This window comes from Vallitalea sediminicola (assembly GCF_054408565.1).
Genome location: NZ_BTPT01000016.1, coordinates 16,187 through 33,820 on the forward strand (window position 1 = coordinate 16,187; position 17,634 = coordinate 33,820).

At 32.0% G+C, this 17,634-nt stretch carries 20 protein-coding genes and 1 rRNA gene; all 21 read left to right on the plus strand.

The genetic code is table 11. From position 1 onward, the window contains the following. The first annotated feature begins 38 nt into the window (after positions 1 to 38). A complete protein-coding gene (locus tag ACX6CF_RS07355; RefSeq protein WP_458784666.1) occupies positions 39 to 458 on the plus strand; it encodes a phage tail terminator family protein in 420 nt (139 codons plus the stop codon). A gap of 61 nt (positions 459 to 519) precedes the next feature. Further along, positions 520 to 1,830, plus strand: a complete 1,311-nt coding sequence (locus ACX6CF_RS07360; protein ID WP_458784667.1) for a phage tail sheath family protein — start codon at positions 520 to 522, stop codon at positions 1,828 to 1,830. Between the two features lies 1 nt (position 1,831). Next, positions 1,832 to 2,290, plus strand: a complete 459-nt coding sequence (locus ACX6CF_RS07365) for a phage tail tube protein (RefSeq protein ID WP_458784668.1) — start codon at positions 1,832 to 1,834, stop codon at positions 2,288 to 2,290. A gap of 107 nt (positions 2,291 to 2,397) precedes the next feature. Then, positions 2,398 to 2,805, plus strand: coding sequence for a phage tail assembly chaperone (locus tag ACX6CF_RS07370; RefSeq protein WP_458784669.1), 408 nt, complete (start codon positions 2,398 to 2,400; stop codon positions 2,803 to 2,805). Between the two features lie 183 nt (positions 2,806 to 2,988). Next, the gene (locus ACX6CF_RS07375) at positions 2,989 to 4,560 is read left to right on the plus strand and encodes a hypothetical protein (protein WP_458784670.1); all 1,572 of its coding nucleotides are present in this window, start codon (positions 2,989 to 2,991) and stop codon (positions 4,558 to 4,560) included. Beyond that, a complete protein-coding gene (locus ACX6CF_RS07380) occupies positions 4,561 to 5,235 on the plus strand; it encodes a LysM peptidoglycan-binding domain-containing protein (protein ID WP_458784671.1) in 675 nt (224 codons plus the stop codon). Continuing rightward, a complete protein-coding gene (locus tag ACX6CF_RS07385; protein ID WP_458784672.1) occupies positions 5,232 to 6,188 on the plus strand; it encodes an XkdQ/YqbQ family protein in 957 nt (318 codons plus the stop codon). The genes ACX6CF_RS07380 and ACX6CF_RS07385 overlap by 4 nt, the downstream gene beginning before the upstream one ends. Further along, positions 6,189 to 6,464: a DUF2577 domain-containing protein gene (locus tag ACX6CF_RS07390; RefSeq protein ID WP_458784673.1), complete on the plus strand. Its 276-nt coding sequence runs from the start codon at positions 6,189 to 6,191 to the stop codon at positions 6,462 to 6,464. Then, the gene (locus ACX6CF_RS07395; RefSeq protein WP_458784674.1) at positions 6,461 to 6,859 is read left to right on the plus strand and encodes a DUF2634 domain-containing protein; all 399 of its coding nucleotides are present in this window, start codon (positions 6,461 to 6,463) and stop codon (positions 6,857 to 6,859) included. Before ACX6CF_RS07390 ends, ACX6CF_RS07395 begins: the two co-directional genes overlap by 4 nt. After that, entirely contained in the window at positions 6,852 to 7,916 is a 1,065-nt protein-coding gene (locus ACX6CF_RS07400) for a baseplate J/gp47 family protein (RefSeq protein ID WP_458784675.1), read from the plus strand. Before ACX6CF_RS07395 ends, ACX6CF_RS07400 begins: the two co-directional genes overlap by 8 nt. Then, complete coding sequence (locus ACX6CF_RS07405; RefSeq protein ID WP_458784676.1) at positions 7,909 to 8,451, plus strand: putative phage tail protein; 543 nt, start codon at positions 7,909 to 7,911, stop codon at positions 8,449 to 8,451. Before ACX6CF_RS07400 ends, ACX6CF_RS07405 begins: the two co-directional genes overlap by 8 nt. Next, entirely contained in the window at positions 8,451 to 8,786 is a 336-nt protein-coding gene (locus ACX6CF_RS07410; RefSeq protein WP_458784677.1) for a hypothetical protein, read from the plus strand. Before ACX6CF_RS07405 ends, ACX6CF_RS07410 begins: the two co-directional genes overlap by 1 nt. Positions 8,787 to 8,810: 24 nt before the next feature. Further along, positions 8,811 to 9,386 (plus strand): hypothetical protein, encoded by a 576-nt coding sequence (locus ACX6CF_RS07415; RefSeq protein ID WP_458784678.1) that lies wholly within the window; start codon positions 8,811 to 8,813, stop codon positions 9,384 to 9,386. A gap of 12 nt (positions 9,387 to 9,398) precedes the next feature. Continuing rightward, a complete protein-coding gene (locus tag ACX6CF_RS07420; protein WP_458784679.1) occupies positions 9,399 to 11,690 on the plus strand; it encodes a hypothetical protein in 2,292 nt (763 codons plus the stop codon). Between the two features lie 145 nt (positions 11,691 to 11,835). Next, positions 11,836 to 11,982: an XkdX family protein gene (locus ACX6CF_RS07425; protein WP_458784680.1), complete on the plus strand. Its 147-nt coding sequence runs from the start codon at positions 11,836 to 11,838 to the stop codon at positions 11,980 to 11,982. A 571-nt stretch (positions 11,983 to 12,553) separates the two neighbouring features. Beyond that, positions 12,554 to 12,973: a type II toxin-antitoxin system death-on-curing family toxin gene (locus tag ACX6CF_RS07430; RefSeq protein ID WP_458784681.1), complete on the plus strand. Its 420-nt coding sequence runs from the start codon at positions 12,554 to 12,556 to the stop codon at positions 12,971 to 12,973. Between the two features lie 132 nt (positions 12,974 to 13,105). Next, complete coding sequence (locus ACX6CF_RS07435; protein ID WP_458784682.1) at positions 13,106 to 13,369, plus strand: hypothetical protein; 264 nt, start codon at positions 13,106 to 13,108, stop codon at positions 13,367 to 13,369. 29 nt (positions 13,370 to 13,398) lie between these two features. Continuing rightward, complete coding sequence (locus ACX6CF_RS07440) at positions 13,399 to 13,599, plus strand: hypothetical protein (RefSeq protein WP_458784683.1); 201 nt, start codon at positions 13,399 to 13,401, stop codon at positions 13,597 to 13,599. A gap of 396 nt (positions 13,600 to 13,995) precedes the next feature. Continuing rightward, positions 13,996 to 14,379, plus strand: a complete 384-nt coding sequence (locus tag ACX6CF_RS07445; protein ID WP_458784684.1) for a hypothetical protein — start codon at positions 13,996 to 13,998, stop codon at positions 14,377 to 14,379. Positions 14,380 to 14,431: 52 nt separating this feature from the next. Continuing rightward, on the plus strand, positions 14,432 to 16,915 hold the full coding sequence (locus ACX6CF_RS07450) for an alpha-amylase family glycosyl hydrolase (protein WP_458784685.1): 2,484 nt from the start codon (positions 14,432 to 14,434) through the stop codon (positions 16,913 to 16,915). A gap of 484 nt (positions 16,916 to 17,399) precedes the next feature. Next, positions 17,400 to 17,634: ribosomal RNA gene (locus tag ACX6CF_RS07455) — 16S ribosomal RNA — on the plus strand; the annotation flags it as partial.

A 17,634-nucleotide genomic window follows, 5' to 3' on the forward strand; every position in this document is an offset into this window, starting at 1 on the left:
ATCATTAATCCTACATATATAGGTTGGGAGGGAAACAGATGATTAACAAAGTAAAGAATACTTTAAAAGTAAAGTTAGAAAATCTATATCCTGATTATACTATTTACTTAGAAGACAAACCAATATCAGAAATCGTTAAACCAGCTCTAAGAATTAAAGTAGAAGAAAAAGCTACTAATAATCAGAGAGATAAAATAAAACAAAACGTAAAACTAGATATTATAGGTTATTTAGATGACTCTAATAAAAATGAAAAATATTGGTATATATCAGATAAACTTGATGAAGAATTAGAGTATTTAGAAATGGAAAATGCTTTGATAAGAACTGGGGAAAGAATAAGTGAGATTACAGAAGATGTTTTACATTACAGATTTTCTATTCAGCTTAACATAATAAAACCAAAAGACGCTGAGGATTCTATAAAAGGTGTTAACAAAAATGTTGAATTCAAGTAAGTAACTATAAATCACTTATTAGAAACTTAGAAACATAAGATTTGAAAGGAAGGTGCATTAAATGGGTGGAACATGGACTACTCAAAACAAAGTAAGACCAGGAGTATATATTAATTTTCAACAAACAAGCATGGAAACAAATGAATTACATAGAGGTATCATAACAATGCCTCTAGACCTTGACTTCGGTCCAGAACAAGAAGTAATAGAAGTATCACAGAATACTGATACACTTCCTATTTTCGGAGAAGAACTATATAACTTAGTACCAATCAGAGAAGGTTTGAAAAGAGCTGAAAAAGTATTGGTTTACAGATTGAATACTTCTTCAGAAGGAATAAAAGCAGTTGCTACAGAAGGTGATTTAACGGCTACTGCAAAATATACAGGTACAAAAGGTAATGACTTAAAAATTACAGTAGAAGCAGAAGATGAAAAATTCAATGTAAAGACCTTTATTGGAACTAAACTTGTAGATAGCCAACAAGGAGTATCTAATGTACAAGATTTACAAAACAACCAATTTGTTGTATTCAGTGGTACAGGAGCATTAACTGCAACTGCAGGAACAAGTCTAAAGAATGGTGGAAATAGTTCTGTTAGTGCAGAAAATTATACAGCATACAGAGAAGCTATTGAAGTATATTACTTTAATACATGCGCATTATACGATGTGACAGATATAGGTATAAAAGATGCATTCAAACAATGGATCAAAAGACTTAGAGATGATGAAGGTAATAAAGTAGTATTAGTAGCTGAAAATTACTGTAACGCTAATTATGAAGGAATTATCAGTGTCAAAAATGGTGTTGTACTTGAAGATGGAACTACATTAGAAGCCAAGAAAGCAACTGCTTGGGTAGCAGGAGCAACAGCAGCCGCTAACACTAATAAATCATTAACATATGATTTCTATGACGGAGCTGTGGATGTAGATAAGAAATATAACTATTCAGCTATAGAATCAGCTATTAATGACGGAGAATTCTTATTCACTGGTTATGATGGAAAAGCAAGAGTAGAGTACGATATTAACACATTACATACTTACACAAAAGACAAAGGTAGAATGTTCAGGAAAAACAGAGTCATTCGTACATTGGATGCAATCAATAATGACATTACCAAAGTTGGAAATGAATATTTCATTGGCAAAATCAGCAATAATGAAGATGGTAGAAACCTTCTTAAAAATGAAATCATTAAATGTCTACAAAAATACCAGAACAATGATTCTATCACTAACTTAGATACTGGAAAAGATGTACAAGTATTAGCTAGTACAGATACAGATGTTGTTGTAGTAAGAATAGCTACTCAACCTGTAGATGGAATGGAAAAACTGTATATGACTGTGGAGGTGAAATAATATGGCGATTTTAAAAGCACAAGATATTATATCAGGAAGAGAAGGAAAAGTATTCAAGACAATCGACGGTGTTGTAAAAGAAATGGCTTATATAAAAAAAATAGATGCCAAGATTGAAAAGACTAAGTCAGAGATCAAAGTTCTAGGCAGTAGAGCAACTCATAGTAAAGCTACTGGATGGAAAGGTACAGGAAGTATGACTATCTATTATATAACAAGTGAATTCAGACAATTGATGCTTGATTATATAAAAACAGGAAAAGATGTATACTTTGACATTCAAGTAGTAAATGAAGATCCAGCAAGTGAAGCTGGAAAACAAACAGTTGTACTTAAAAACTGCAATATTGACAGTGTTATCATAGGACAACTTGATATTGATAAAGATGTATTAGATGAAGAATTAAGCTTCACATTTGATGATATTGAAGTATTAAACAAATTTAATGTCATAGAATAGGTCGTAGTTTAACAGAAAATGAAACAGAACTATTTTCATATGTGTAAAGGGAGGCTTCTGCTTTCCTTACTCTATGAAGATATAAAACAATTAGAGGAGTGAAGAGAATGAGTAGTTTACAAGCATTTTTAAATGAAAATATTATTGATAATATCACAGGAGCGGTACTAGTTTCTAATAGATTCAAAGACAAAAAAGGCAGCTTATTAAAATTCAAGATCAGAGCCATTACAGACAGCGAAATGTCAGATATTCAAAAAATATGTATGCGTACAGGCAAAAAAGGAAAAGTTGATTTTGATGTAAGCAAATTCAATAGATTAATTGCAATAAAAGGAACTGTAGACCCTAAGTTTGAAGAAGCAGACAGTATTAAAAGTGTTGGTTGCGTAACACCAGAAGATTATATCAAGAAAGTTATGTTACCTGGAGAGATTGCTACATTATCAGATCAAATTCAGACTTTATCTGGGTATACAGACCTTGAGGAGTTAAAAGAACAGGCAAAAAACTAATTATTGAGGGAGATTCAGATGCTAATTATGCTCATTATCTACTACATAAAATAAACTTACTCCCTCAACAATTTCTAGATTTACCAAGACGTGAAAAAGCTTTTGTAATTGCTAGTGTAGATTTACATATAGAAGCTGAGAAGAAGGCTTATAACAAGACACGTTAATGAAGGTGGTGAATACATGACAGCAATAACAACAATAAATAATTCAGTAGAGATGTTAAATAAATTTAATACTACAATAGAAAATAATATATCTACATTCAATACATATAAAGATAAGATTGAAGAAGGATACAAAGCTATTGATAAGATGAAAAAAGGATTAAAACTCTCTGATAAAATTAAAAAAAGTGGTAAGTTAAAGGAAACAATGGAAAATCCTATGAAAGGTATCATCAATAAGATGAGTCAATTGATAGGAAAGAAGAATAAAGAAGCAGGAAGCAAAACACAAGTAGGGAAAAAAGATCCTACTAAGAAGAAAAAATGGTTTTCGGGTATACCTGTAGGAATTGATAAAGCAACTAAATATATAAAAAAATTCTGGGAAACACCAATAGGGAAAAATATTAAACTAGGAATTACACAGGATGAAAAATTTTCAGGTATGGTTAATCAGATAAAAGAAAAATGGAATAATACATGGGTTAACATGGGTGGTAGAATTGCAACAGCCTTACAACCGGTTTTAGAAAAAGTATTAGGATTTCTTGATAGTAAAGAGTTTATAGCGATGCTTGACCTGATAATGGTAATTATAGAAAAAATAATTGGTGGAGTCATGATGTTATTAGATTATCTGAAACCATTAATGGATATGATAAATTCAATATTAGGAGTAGTAATTGAAAACTCTCATATAGTTTTGGCTGTTCTAGGAGCTGTTGCATTAGCAATTGGAGCAATAACATTAGCAACTACCATTCATAATGCAGTTATGCAAATACGTATTATAAAAGAAAGAATTTTAAAAGCTATACTAGAAGCCAATCCAACTATGATAATTATAAAAGCCATTATTATCTTAATAACAGCATTCATAGCGCTGATAGCTACTATGGAGCCTGTTAGAACAGCAATAGCTAATTTAACAAGAGGTTTTTTCGATTTTGTTGAATGGGGTATAAATGGTCTCATAGAAGGACTTGCATCGGCAGCAGAAGGAATAATTAGATTTGCTGGTGATGGAATTAATACATTCTTGAATATATTTGTTAATCCTTTTATAGATGGCATCAATTTAATTATTTCAGGACTTAACTTATTAGGTGCTAACATTAGTAAACTAGATCATCTAAAAGTAGATTTCAGTGGAGCAGCTGAAACAACAGGAAAATTTATCAGAAAAGGTAAAGTTGACTTAAGTGGTGCAAAAGAAGCTGTAGCAGGAGCTATAGAAAACTTCTCAGCAGACGCATTAAAAGATAAGTTGGGTTTAGGAAAGTTAGAAAGTAAAGTTGATGGAGCAGGACAGTTACAAAACAAAGTCAATGGAACAGGCAAGAGCAAAGATGTAGGAGTCCAAGTTAACAAGATAAACGATGATGTAGACATTGCCGATGAAGATGTAAAACTTATGAGAGACGTAGCAGAACGAGAAATGATACAGAATTTTGTAACCTTAACTCCAACAGTATCTATGGGCGATATGACTGTCAACGAAAATGCAGACGCAGATAGACTTCTTGGAAAAATAACCGAAGCTCTTGTAACAGAAGTTACTAACTCAGCACAGGGGGTGTATGCATAGATGTATAAATTTTATATAGGACTATTAGATAATAGTGAAGAAGAAATACTACTCCCAGTCAATCCAGAAGAGATTAACGTCACTCAGTCAGGGAACACAGAAACCTATAATATATACCAGTTTGGTGAAGTTGTAGGATCAGGTGATAGAAAACTTTTGAAAATAAGTATCAGCAGTTTCTTTCCATTAGAAGAAGCACCATTTGTAATGACTAATAACTTAGAACATCCAAGTGTTTATGTAAACAAAATATACAGTTGGAAACAGAGTAATAAAATCCTGACATTCAAAGTAACAGGCGGTTATTACCCTATAGATAGACTATGGATGATAGAAGACTTTGAAATAACTGAAAAAGCAGGAGAAGTCGGCGATATCTACTTTACCATGAGCCTAACAGAATACCGTGAATTCAAAGCAAGACGAATAACATTATCTAATAACGATGGCAAAATGGCTTATACCAAAGACTATCAAGGAGCAAGACCAGTAACTAAGGTAATACCGAAGACTTACATAGTAAAAAAAGGTGATACCCTATGGAAAATAGCTAAACTACAGCTAGGAAACGGTAACTTGTACAATAAAATAGCTCAGATCAATAACATAAAAAACCCTAACCTGATATATCCAGGACAGAAGCTGAAAATACCTCAAAACGAGGTGAGACTATGATTAATCTAATTATGCAAAATACATCCAATGGCAATATTCATGATATTAGTCAGTTGGTGACCAGCATTACATGGGACACAGTTAGAGTAGGAAAAGCCTCTGAATTATCTTTTACCTTAGTTATAGAAAAAGGTTTAGAGATAAATGAAGGAAGTATTATTTACTTCAAAAAAGATAACATTGGTATATTTTACGGTTATATATTCAAAATCAAAAGGTCATCAGATGAAACTCTCAGTATTACAGCTTATGACCAAATAAGGTATCTGCTTAACAAAGATACATACGTATTCAAGAACAAAAGAGCAGATGAAATCATAAGGAAGATAGCTACTGATTTTAACATTAAATTAGGAACAATAGAAAATACAGATTACAAAATACCTCTAATGGTTGAAGATGGACAGACACTTCTAGACATCATATATAAGACCTTAGATAATACTTTGATTAACACAGGTAAAATGTATGTATTATATGATTCTTTTGGAAGTATAACCCTTAAGAATATAACAAGTATGTTTACTGATCTGATTATTGGAGACAGCAGTCTATTAACCAGTTATTCCTATGATAGAAGTATAGATGGAGATTCATATAATAAGATTAAGCTATATAAAGACAATAAACAAACTGGTAAAAGAGAAGTATTTATTGTAAAAGATAGCAGCAATATCAAAAAATGGGGACTTCTCCAGTATTATGAAAAGGTTAATGACAAGTTAAATGAAGCACAAATTCGAAAAAGGGCTAATCAGCTGCAATCTGTAAAAAATAGAGTAGTAAAAGGATTAAGTCTTGATTGTATAGGTGATTTATCTATAAGAGCAGGAAATTCAATATATGTTGATATAAAAGGAATAGACCTTAAACAAAGATTTATTGTTGACAATGCAAAACATAACTTTAGTAACAATCAACATACAATGAGCTTAACATTGAAGGTGATATAGATGAGTAATACACAAAAATTTATTGGGGCATTAAAGCAGATTAATCAAGGGGTAAAAGATAACAGCCAAGAGGTAACTTTTTACTATGGACAAGTTATAGAAATATATCCCTTACAGATACAAGTGGACCAGAGATTCATACTTGATGAGGATTTCTTGGTTTTGACAAGCACAGTAGCTGTTAATAATTCACTGCATATTGGGGATAAAGTAGTACTTTTAAGGGCACAAGGTGGACAACAATACATTGTGCTAGATAAGGTGGTGGCGACATGATACCTATAAGTGGAACAAATATAAAGGATTTTGAAGAAATAATACCACAAACAAAAACCTATAAATTGAATTTATTAGAAGGAAAAATAAATGGTTACATTGATGGTATTGATGCAATAAAACAAGCTGTGTTCAAAATCTTAGAAACAGCTAGATATCAATATCTTATATATGATTTTTCTTATGGATCAGAGCTAAATGGATTAATAGGAAAAGATAGCGATTATATAGAAATGGAACTAAGACGACGAATAAGAGATGCACTAACTACCGATGACCGCATTATTAATGTTACTGATTTTGTATTTTCCCATGAGGGAGAAAGTATGTCAGTAAGATTTCAAGTCATTAGTGTTGAGGGTTCTTTTGAAAGCGAGGTGATGGTTAATGTTTGAGCATATGACCTATGAATCAATTGTGGAAGATGCAATGTCAAAGATACCGGATACGGTAGATAAGAGGCAAGGCAGTATTATATATGATGCAATTGCCCCAGCCTGCGCTGAACTGGCACAGCTATATATAGATCTTGATACAGCATTGAAAATGTCCTTTGTAACTTCATCTAGCGGTGAGTTTTTAGATAGAAAGTGTGCTGATTTTGGTATCTATAGGAGAAATGCTACTAAAGCAATTCGAAAAGGTGCATTCACAGGGGTTACTCCTAAGGTTGGCAGTAGATTTGGATTAGGTGATCTTACATACGTTGTAAAAGACAATAGTGGTGGAATGGAAAATGTAACACTAGAATGTGAGCAAGAAGGACTAAAAGGTAACTCAGATACAGGAACACTCATCCCTATAGAAGAAATAGAAGGGTTGATGTCAGCAGTTTTACAAGATGTTATTGTCCCAGGTGAAGATATGGAAACTGATGAATCCCTACTTGATAGACAGCAGGAAAAAGTCAAGAAATCTGCCACTTCAGGAAATATCTATCACTATCAAAAGTGGGCTAAAGATATTAAAGGTGTTGGAGCTGCTAAGGTAATTCCAAGATGGAATGGACACTATACAGTTAAAGTAATAGTCGTAAATACACTAATGCAGCCAGCATCACAAGCATTGGTTGATGAAATTCAAGAGTATATTGACCCAAGTAAAGAGGGAAGAGGAAAAGGTACAGCACCAATAGGCGCAAAATGTACAGTAGAAGCAGCAGTTTCACAGACTATTGATCTAACTGCTACTGTAATAGATGCGGATAAGGATGAGGTGAAAAATATATTTACAAAAGAATTAAGTAGATATTTTACTGATTTGATATCTGATAACTGGCAAGATAAAGATAACTATTCAATCAGCTATGCCAAAGTAGGTGCAATACTTCTTGATGCTATCTCACAAGCAGGTGGAAGCGATTATTCTAACCTAACTATTAATGGTGGTACAAGTAATGTGGTATTAACAGACCAAGTACCAATAATAGGGACGGTGACGCTAAATGAATGATACAAATTTAATGCAGTATCTACCTGATTACTACTCTGGCATTAGAGAATTTCAGTTAATAATGGAAGTGGAAGATAAAAATTTTGATGACTTGAAAGCGCATATGAAAGAACTCTATAATCAAATGTTTTTAGATACTGCTACTACAGGACTTAGCAATTGGGAAGAAGATACTGGAATACAAGATAGTAATAGTAAAGATACCCATGAAGATAGGCGTTCTAGGATACGAAGTAAAATACGTGGAATAGGTAAGATAGATGAGCAATTGATAAAAGATGTAGTGGATTCTTGGACTAATGGAGATGTTGAAGTAACCTTTACTGATGGGAAAATAAATATCAAGTTCAATAGTTTTTATGGTATACCAAGTAATATGAAAGCTGTAAAAGAAGCTATTGAACAGATTATTCCAGCCCATCTGGGAGTGAAGTATAACATTAAATATCTGTTGGTAAAAGATATACATGACAATAGAACAATCAACGAATTACAAAACACGAAATTAAATCTATTTGAAGGAGGTGTTATCTAATGTCAGATTACACATCAAAACTTAATCTCTATAAAGTAGACCCGGCTATAGATGGAGAAGATACGTTCAATATTAATACTATGATGAATGACAACTGGGATAAGATAGATGAAAAAGTGGGGAATATGGACGAGAAGTTAAGTGGCGTAGAGGATAATTTGAAAGATGGTTTGCAGGTAAGTGAAATTGAACCTGTTAGTTATAACCCCAATACTATATGGTTACAAGATGTAGGTGATTCTGATTTTAGTGGTGGTGGAGGGATTAACGTAGCTAATGCACAGACCAGTACCCAACCACCTAATGACAATAGTTACTGGTTTGAACCAATATAGATAATAACGTGAGGAGACGATTAAATGTCAGATGTAAATATACTGATAAAACAAAAAAACGGCGAAGGATGGGATAATTTATATCCTAAGACAAAAGCAACACAAGTTGTAACAAATAGTGGAGATACAGCTGAACAGCATATGACAGATACTACAAAACACATAACTAGTTCAGAAAGGTCAAATTGGAATGCTAAAGCCACAACACAGTATGTTATAGATAAGATTACAGAACTAGTTAATTCAGCTCCATCTACTCTTAATACTTTAAATGAACTGGCAGAGGCACTTGGAAATGATCCTAATTATGCTACAACCATTACTAATTTATTAGCTGGGAAATTTGATAAATCAAATGTTGATACAAATACCTCTTTAGGAGTTAGTAATACTAAGGTACCAAGTCAAAAAGCTGTAAAAACATTTATTGACAATCAACTATCTTCAGCTGGTTATGGGGATATGATGAAGGCAACATATGATTCAAATAATGATGGAAAGATAGATATTGCTAACTTTGCAGAAACATCAGCGATAAAGACTGGAAATACTTTACCAACGGTGGCTAAAGCTGGTGAAGTGTTCTTTCAAACAATTTAAGGTGGTGAGATAATGTCTAATAAAAATGTTTTAATAAAAAAAAGAAATAGTAATAATAGTGATTGGGAAAATATTTATCCAGTTACTATGGCAGAGAATGTTAAGTGTATGGATGGGAATTCTATTGATACGCATATGGCTGATATTGCGTATAAACAAGCTACAGTAAATGGTAGAGAAATTCAGTTAACAGTACCTAGTTTTACATTTACAAATAATAAGTATATATCAGTTGAAATTATAGCAGATATACCAGAAGGTACGGCATTAACATTAAAAGTCAATTCAGACACAACATTAAATATTAAAGATGAAGATAATAATAATATAACAAACTTAGATAAAGGTTTTTATACATATATAGCACGGACAGGAACACCTGATTTTTTCTTGTTAGCCCCTAAAGGTTTAGATAAAAAGAAAGAATATGAATATCAGAAATTAATTGCTAATCAATCAGCAGTTTTAGATATTTATGATAGAACACTGGGGGCAACGAATGTATATTACGATTTAATGGATGGTACTAATGATTTTAGTGAGGGTAAAATTGACAACACCAAAACTAAGTTAACTCAAACTATTAACTCAGGAACAACAGTATTAACTAATAAGGTAGAAAGTACTGCAGGATTTAAGCTAGGACAGGAAATTACTATTCAGGATGGTAATAGTATGGAAGATGTTACAATAACTAAAGTTAATAGTAGTGAGTTAGAAATAACACCAACTCAAAATGCTTATAAAAACCATGCTGTAGTATATAGAAGTAATGTTAGGGTAGAAAGTAACAAAATGAAAATTGGTGATTATGAAGATATTGCAGAATATAATTATACTAGTAGTTACTTCAATTTAGGTGGTGTAGGATATAATTTTGTGTCTAAAGTACAAAAATTATCTAATGGATGGTATATATACTGTACTCATAGTACTAATAGGGTAACTTTTTATGTATCCAAAGATACCTTTAAAACAGTACAACAACTATGCTATATAGCAGGGAATATATCAGGTAAAGGTAACTTTATAATAGTTAATGACCATGTATACTTCTTCTTTGCAAATGCTTCTGTTTCTGCTAGTACTATTTATTATATTGCGTTCAATCCTTCAACTATAGGAAATGGTAATTTATATTCAAGTTATTCTGGTTCAATAATAGCAAATGCTGTTAAAAGTATTAAAGATATTAGTTTAGCAAAAAACCCTATAAATACTAAAATTGCTGTAGTATTTGCTGCGTATGACCATCAAAGTGCCCATATTTATAATCTGCACAGCTGCGATTTTACAATTAATACGGATAAATCTTTGCATAATATAAATTCTTATAGATTAATTGAGTACGTTGGAAGTAGCAGTAATCAATTTGTACCTGCCGTAATGTATTATAATAATAATGATGTTTTAGTAACTTTTAGCGTTTTTAATAGCCATGTACAGCGTGGAAGAACAGTTGTTGCAAAATTTGTAAAATGGAAATACGTGGGTGGTCTTCATGGTTTAATGGAGAATATTTCTAGTATACAAAAAGATTTGGTGCTGTATAAAAAGAAGCGTGGTTCTCATATTGGTAGATATTATATCTTTTGGTCTGGTAAAAATGCCACTAATGAACAATCAACATTAAAGTATTCTTATTCAGATAACGATGGAGACAGCTGGACAGCACTTGCCTATGTAGTACCTAATTCTCATGGTGTAGATGCATACGCTCCTAATATTTTTGAAGATACTACAGGTAATTTATTTTTAACATGGTATGGTAAAAGTAGCTCCTATTACAGTATATACATAATGAAGTCTTCTACTGGTTTATTTAGCGGACTTTCTTATTCTAGAGTTGTTAGTGGTACTACTGGTAATGTGCAGTTTCCTACATTTGTTGAAGGCATGAATACCTATACTTCACAGTTCCCCTTATTTAGTTTTGCTAACTATATTAATAATACAACTTCTTTGTATGGTAAGTTTAATGATGTTAAAGCACTGCCTTTAACTGAATCAATAGCTAGATATAATATTACACCAACAACACCAAGTAATGAAGTTATCACATGGACTACTAGGGATAATGGCACAGATTTTAATATAGATTCTGAATTAAGTATTGTTAATACTTGTGATGTAGAAAATTATACACCTATGAAAAAATCTAGTACAATAACTAACACTACAGAAGATGAGTTTATTGGTACAGGAACTAAGGGTAATAAGATTACGGTTAAATATATATTAAGTAGAGATACTACTAGTGTCAACAAGGGTATTAGTAAAATATTAGGTGCTACAGGCGAATAAAGGAGGCGAAAGTTTATAAAAGTTAAAAGAAAAGACAAAAACGGTAAAATAAAGTATGTAGATCTAAAAACAATATTAAAAATTAGCAAAAAGAAAAAGTGATTATCAGAAGAGCGCATTACAAAGTTAAAGGAAGGTGAAAATATTGAATAAAATACCAGAATTTGTATTTTGGAAAATGGCTTTTGATAATAAGTGGGCTACTAAAGCGGACATTGAAAGTGCTTGTAATTTTAATATGATTACAGCAGACCAGAAGAAAATGATTTTAGGCGAAGTTAGTGCGTCATAGGATACTATTGCGTACTAAGAGATGCTTATAATAATAGAATAATTTATATCAGATAAAACTGGATACAGTAGCTATATAAGCGTTAACTACTGTATCTAATTTTTAGTTGCAAAATAGTATAAGTTCTAAGAATAGGAATAGTATATTTTCTCATGAATACAGATATGGATATAGTTCCTGCAAAAGAAATATCAAATATTATATGTCAAATCAAAAAATATTCTACCTTTATTATCTACTTAGTTGTTTGTACTTGCATAATCTTGACATTAGCACTTATTTAAGCTATATTTAATTCATAATAAACTTTAAAATTTGATATTGAACATGTATAGTTATCGTGCTATTTGTTAATGATTCACATATAATGATACAGAGGTGATTATTACGTGTGAGAAGGAAAAAAAATGTGACAATAAACTGCGGAATGGTAAAAAGGGAGATGACGATATGTTAGCTGTTAAAACTACCAATAATAAGAACAAAACTGATTTAAGTAAAGTTATGAAATCTATAAAAAATACAAAAAATAAGCATTCCAAATTAATGAAAGATTTAGCTAAATAAATTAATGAATAACTTAGATGTAGATGCGATACTATTTATTCATAAGTATATGATTGAATGGTACGGCGGAGACAATAATTATTATGCAGAAACGATAAATAAAATAGAAAGTATATTGTCACAACAATATGGATTTTTTGGTTGCGATAAATATCCAACAGTTTTTCAAAAAGCTGCTATGTTACTATACTTTTTTGTTAAAGACCATTGTTTTATAGATGGGAATAAAAGAGTTGCATTACAAAGTGCAGTTACATTATTGAATTTAAATGGTTATGAAGATATCTTTGACGATGAAGAGGCTTATGAATTAGTGATCAAAACAGCAAAATCAAATCTTAAAGGTATTGATGTAGATAATTACATAAAAGACGAAATTGCAAAATGGTTTGAAAATAACTTTATATCAATAAATAGCAACTAACACCCTACCAAGGGTGTTTTTATTATGTAAAAAAATATAATCACTTCGTGTTAATGTCGTGCTCACCCATGCTAAAATAAACTTAACCCAATATCTTATATAAGAAAATACCCACACAAAAGGAGGTTGAAAATGAACAACGTTGTCACACAAAAAGAATTCTATGAAGCAATACAAAAGGTTACTAAAGAAACCAATGATCTTACCATTGCAATGACAGAAACAAAAACCCTAATAAGAGACTACAATGGACTTAGACAAGTGATTAACGACGTAGATGATAGAGTCCAAAGACTAGAAGATCATACAATCAATAAAAAAGCATACAGAGAATACATCGGCTGGATAGTAGGTCTAACAGCAACTATCCTAGCAATAATAAGTAACCTGGGATAAGCATTGAAGAAAGGAAAGGAGGCTATACCATGAAAAGAATCCTACAAAAACTAACCAACACAAAGACCGTCTTAGGAGTAGCAAGCGCTGTTATCCTAATACTAACTACCATTGGATTAAAGGTAGATAATGAACAGATAATGACAATAGTAAAAGCTCTATGTACAATAGGTATACTATTAGGAATAATGAATGATGGTGGCATGAAAACCACAGAATGGAATCATTAATAAGTTTACTAACTTAGAACTACGCTAAACTTCTAATTTGTCTGCGTAGTTCTCTTATATTTATATAATAAATGAACAAATACAATAAAAAATATTTTGTGTATAATCATGAAATTTATATCATACAAACCATTATGTTATATAAAATCACAAACTATTTGACATATAATTAACAAAAAATTTACCTTAAAAAATATTTCGCCGATTTTTATAAATAAATTTATACCATGATTATATAATTTTTTACTTGAAAATGCCTCTCGACCAATCTTTTCATTTAACGACTTAATTCTACTAATTCCTACATTTTACCACTCTTGTAATTATTTTCTCTTTGTCCTAAAATATTACGTGAATCGTTTGAATAATAAAAACATATAGAAAGGATGAACGATTATGAAAAAATTATCAAGTATCATGTTTTTAACAGTTATGTTATTAGTTTCAGGAAGCTTATCAGCAAATGTTTTTGCTGCCGCTCCTACTCAAAAGGTATCATGTAAGGTAGTATACAACAGTTGGTATGAACCAAGTCTTTATACTGATTCTGTAATACTTCATTATGGAGTAAACGGATGGAATGATATAAAAGATGTAACAATGACTTGTAAATATGGATATGATGAAAACCATAACTACAAAGTATGGTATGAAGCAGATGTCGAAGCCAATGAAAATGATACCATTGATTACTGTTTCCACATCTTATACAACCGTGGAGGAGCAGAAGGATTTTGGGAAAATAATGACGGAAATGATTTTCACATGATAGCAAAATAATTAAGACTTAACTCCTCAATTTTTATTGAGGAGTTTTTAGGAGGTAGATGACATGAAAAAATCAAAAATAATATCAAAAGCTTTAGTTCTCCCACTTGCTTTGGGACTTATGACCAATACAGGATGGGCAGCCCCAAGAACCAATGACAATGCTGATTGGAATGTGAACTATAGCCAAGACGGTTCTAATCCAGCAGGTTATTACGGTCAGTGGGAGGGACACAATTATTTCCCTTCACCAAATGATTGGAGAACAGTTCCAATGTACCAATTCATTACAGACAGATTTGCAGATGGAGACCCATCAAACAATGAAGGCAAGTATGGCGGATATGATCTTTATAAAGTTGACGCCCGTCATGGTGGAGACTTTAAAGGAATTGAAGATAAACTGGACTATATAAAATCTTTAGGCTATACGGCTATATGGATATCACCAGTATTTCAGAATAGATGTAACTCCTATCATGGATATGGAGAAATAGATTTTACATTAGTTGATGACAGATTTGGAACAATTGATGATTTTAGGGATATGGTAGAGGCAGCTCATTCAAAAGGAATGTATGTAATTGTGGATATGATTGTTAACCATATGTCTGACTTATATTACTTTGAAGGACATCAAAACGAGGGAGCGCCATTTCGACTTCACAATGGTGAATATAGATTAATGCCTAGGGATCCAAATGAAACATATCAGGATTTTACTGTAGATAATACTTTCATTCCTGAAGGACAGTACTGTGATGTATATGACTCACAAGGAAATAAAAAGACAGACTCAGGATCAGGTTCATTCTGGAATAGTGATTTTCACCATAATGGTGATCTTGCAGATTACGGTGATGCATGGTGTAATCATTTAGGAAAGATTTATGGTTCATTAGACGATCTTAGAACAACTCATCCTCGTGTCCAAGATAAAATTATCGCTATGACAAAATCCTTAGTTGCATCAACAGACATTGATGGTATTCGTATGGATACTCCTATGCAAGTACCTCTTTATTTCTTTAAAAGATGGGCTCCAGCAGTAAAAGATTATGCTGCAAGCCTTGGAAAAGATAACTTCTTTATCTTTGGTGAATTTTATTGCGATCGTGGACGTGGCGCTACAATGGTAGGAAGAGGAAAAGAACCTTCTCAATGGGGAGACCCTAATTCTTTTATAGATAATACATATACAATGGATGGTGGTATCAACTACCAAATGTATTTTAATTTCTTTATGCCAGCAATAAAAGATCAAGTTTATGGAAAATTAGATCAGTGTAAGGTTCAATATGATAAGGACAAGGAAGCATATGATTTCTGGAGTCCAGAAAAAAATGAATCAAGATATACAATGCTAAACTTCTATGATAATCACGATCAATGGAGAATGGCTAGTGCAAATGATGGTTTCAAGAAATCTAACCTAGCAAGTAGTGTAATTGCACTTTGGCCAGGTGTACCTCTATTCTATTATGGAGATGAGCAAGGATTTTCTTCTGAAGGAACTGCACTTGATGGTATATCACGTGAAGATTTCATGAGCAGTGTTGCATGGTATGATGTTAATTGTAAAACAGGTACTAATCCAGCTGTTAAAGATAACTTTGACATGTGTAATCCTTCATATCAATATGTTCAAAAAATAATGAATGTGAGAAGACAATATCCAGCACTTCATAATACAGATGAGTTATATGAAAGATGGTGTCAATCTGATGCAGGTAATGGTGTTTATGTATACAGTCGTGTTTGGGGAGACCAAAAAAACTGGGCAATGGTTGCATTTAACACTTGGTCAGATAGTATAGAAGCAAAAGATTTCCATACAGGTTGGACTGAAGGTGACGAAATTGTTAACGCAATGAATCCAACTGAAAGATATCGTCTTGGCGAAAATGGTAAGATAAATTCATTATGGGTCGGACCTTATGAAACAAAAGTTTTTGTTAGAGCAGATAATTTACAAAGTCTAGATCCTGTTGTTACATCTGTAACACCAGAACATGATAATAGAGTGGATAGTGATAATCAAACTATTTCTGTGAAATTCAGTAAAGATATGAATGAAAATAGTGTGAAGGATGCATTCCGTTATGATGGAAATGCAGTATCAGCATCTGATTTAGCTTATGACGATAACAATAATACTCTTACATATACAACAAGTGTCAGCGATGGAATTCATACAGTAGAGATATTAGAAAGCGCTAAGAGTGAAGATGGTAAAAATCTATATGGTAAATTTGAATCTAGATTCAGAAAAGGTATAGATACTAATCCTATTGCAAATCCTTCTAAACATTGGACTTTTGATGAAAACTTAGTTCAAAATGTGGATTCCAATAGTATTACATTACATCATTCAGCTGTAGGTGCAAAATACTTAAGAGTATCAAATGATGATGGAAAAACATGGAGCCAATGGATGCCATTTGCTGATGAAACACAATGGACCGTTGAGCAAAATACAGAAAAAGTAGCTGTACAGTATTGGGCTGATAATAGTGCAGCTTATTTTGTACAGGATACAGTTAGATAAGATATAATGTTAAAAATTACAAGAAGGCTATCATTTATGAATAAAATGACTTGGTAGTCTTTTTGTCTCAAATGTATTTTTCTGGATGTACTGGTAAAGTATATTTACAATAAAATAATGATTATAAAAAATTATTAAAAATATTTTTATTTGATAAATTTTACACATATATCAATATTATTTTATGCCTTAATATCGATGTATAATAAGGAAGTAATTATAATAATATCATCAAGTATAAAGCTTAATAATTTATAATAAACTGATAAAAAATAAATTATTTTATTCAAAACGCTTGACACATTTCTAATAATTTGTTATTATAGTCTCCGACGCAGTTTTGAACAATGAAAAATAAATAGTATATTAGACAACAAAACTTTAGTATATAAAGTTTTACCCAAGAAATTTCCTTTGTAAATTAATGGATAAAGACGATAGTCTATAAAATATAAGCCAGAGCAATCTGGTCAAGATGAAACTTTAACATGAGAGTTTGATCCTGGCTCAGGATGAACGCTGGCGGCGTGCTTAACACATGCAAGTCGAGCGAGAAGCTATCTAATGAACCTTCGGGTGATTTAGATAGTGGAAAGCGGCGGACGGGTGAGTAACGCGTGGGTAACCTGCCCTATGCAGGGGGATAACACATTGAAAAGTGTGCTAATACCGCATAAGACTACAGAGTCACATGACTCAGTAGTAAAAACTCCGGTAGC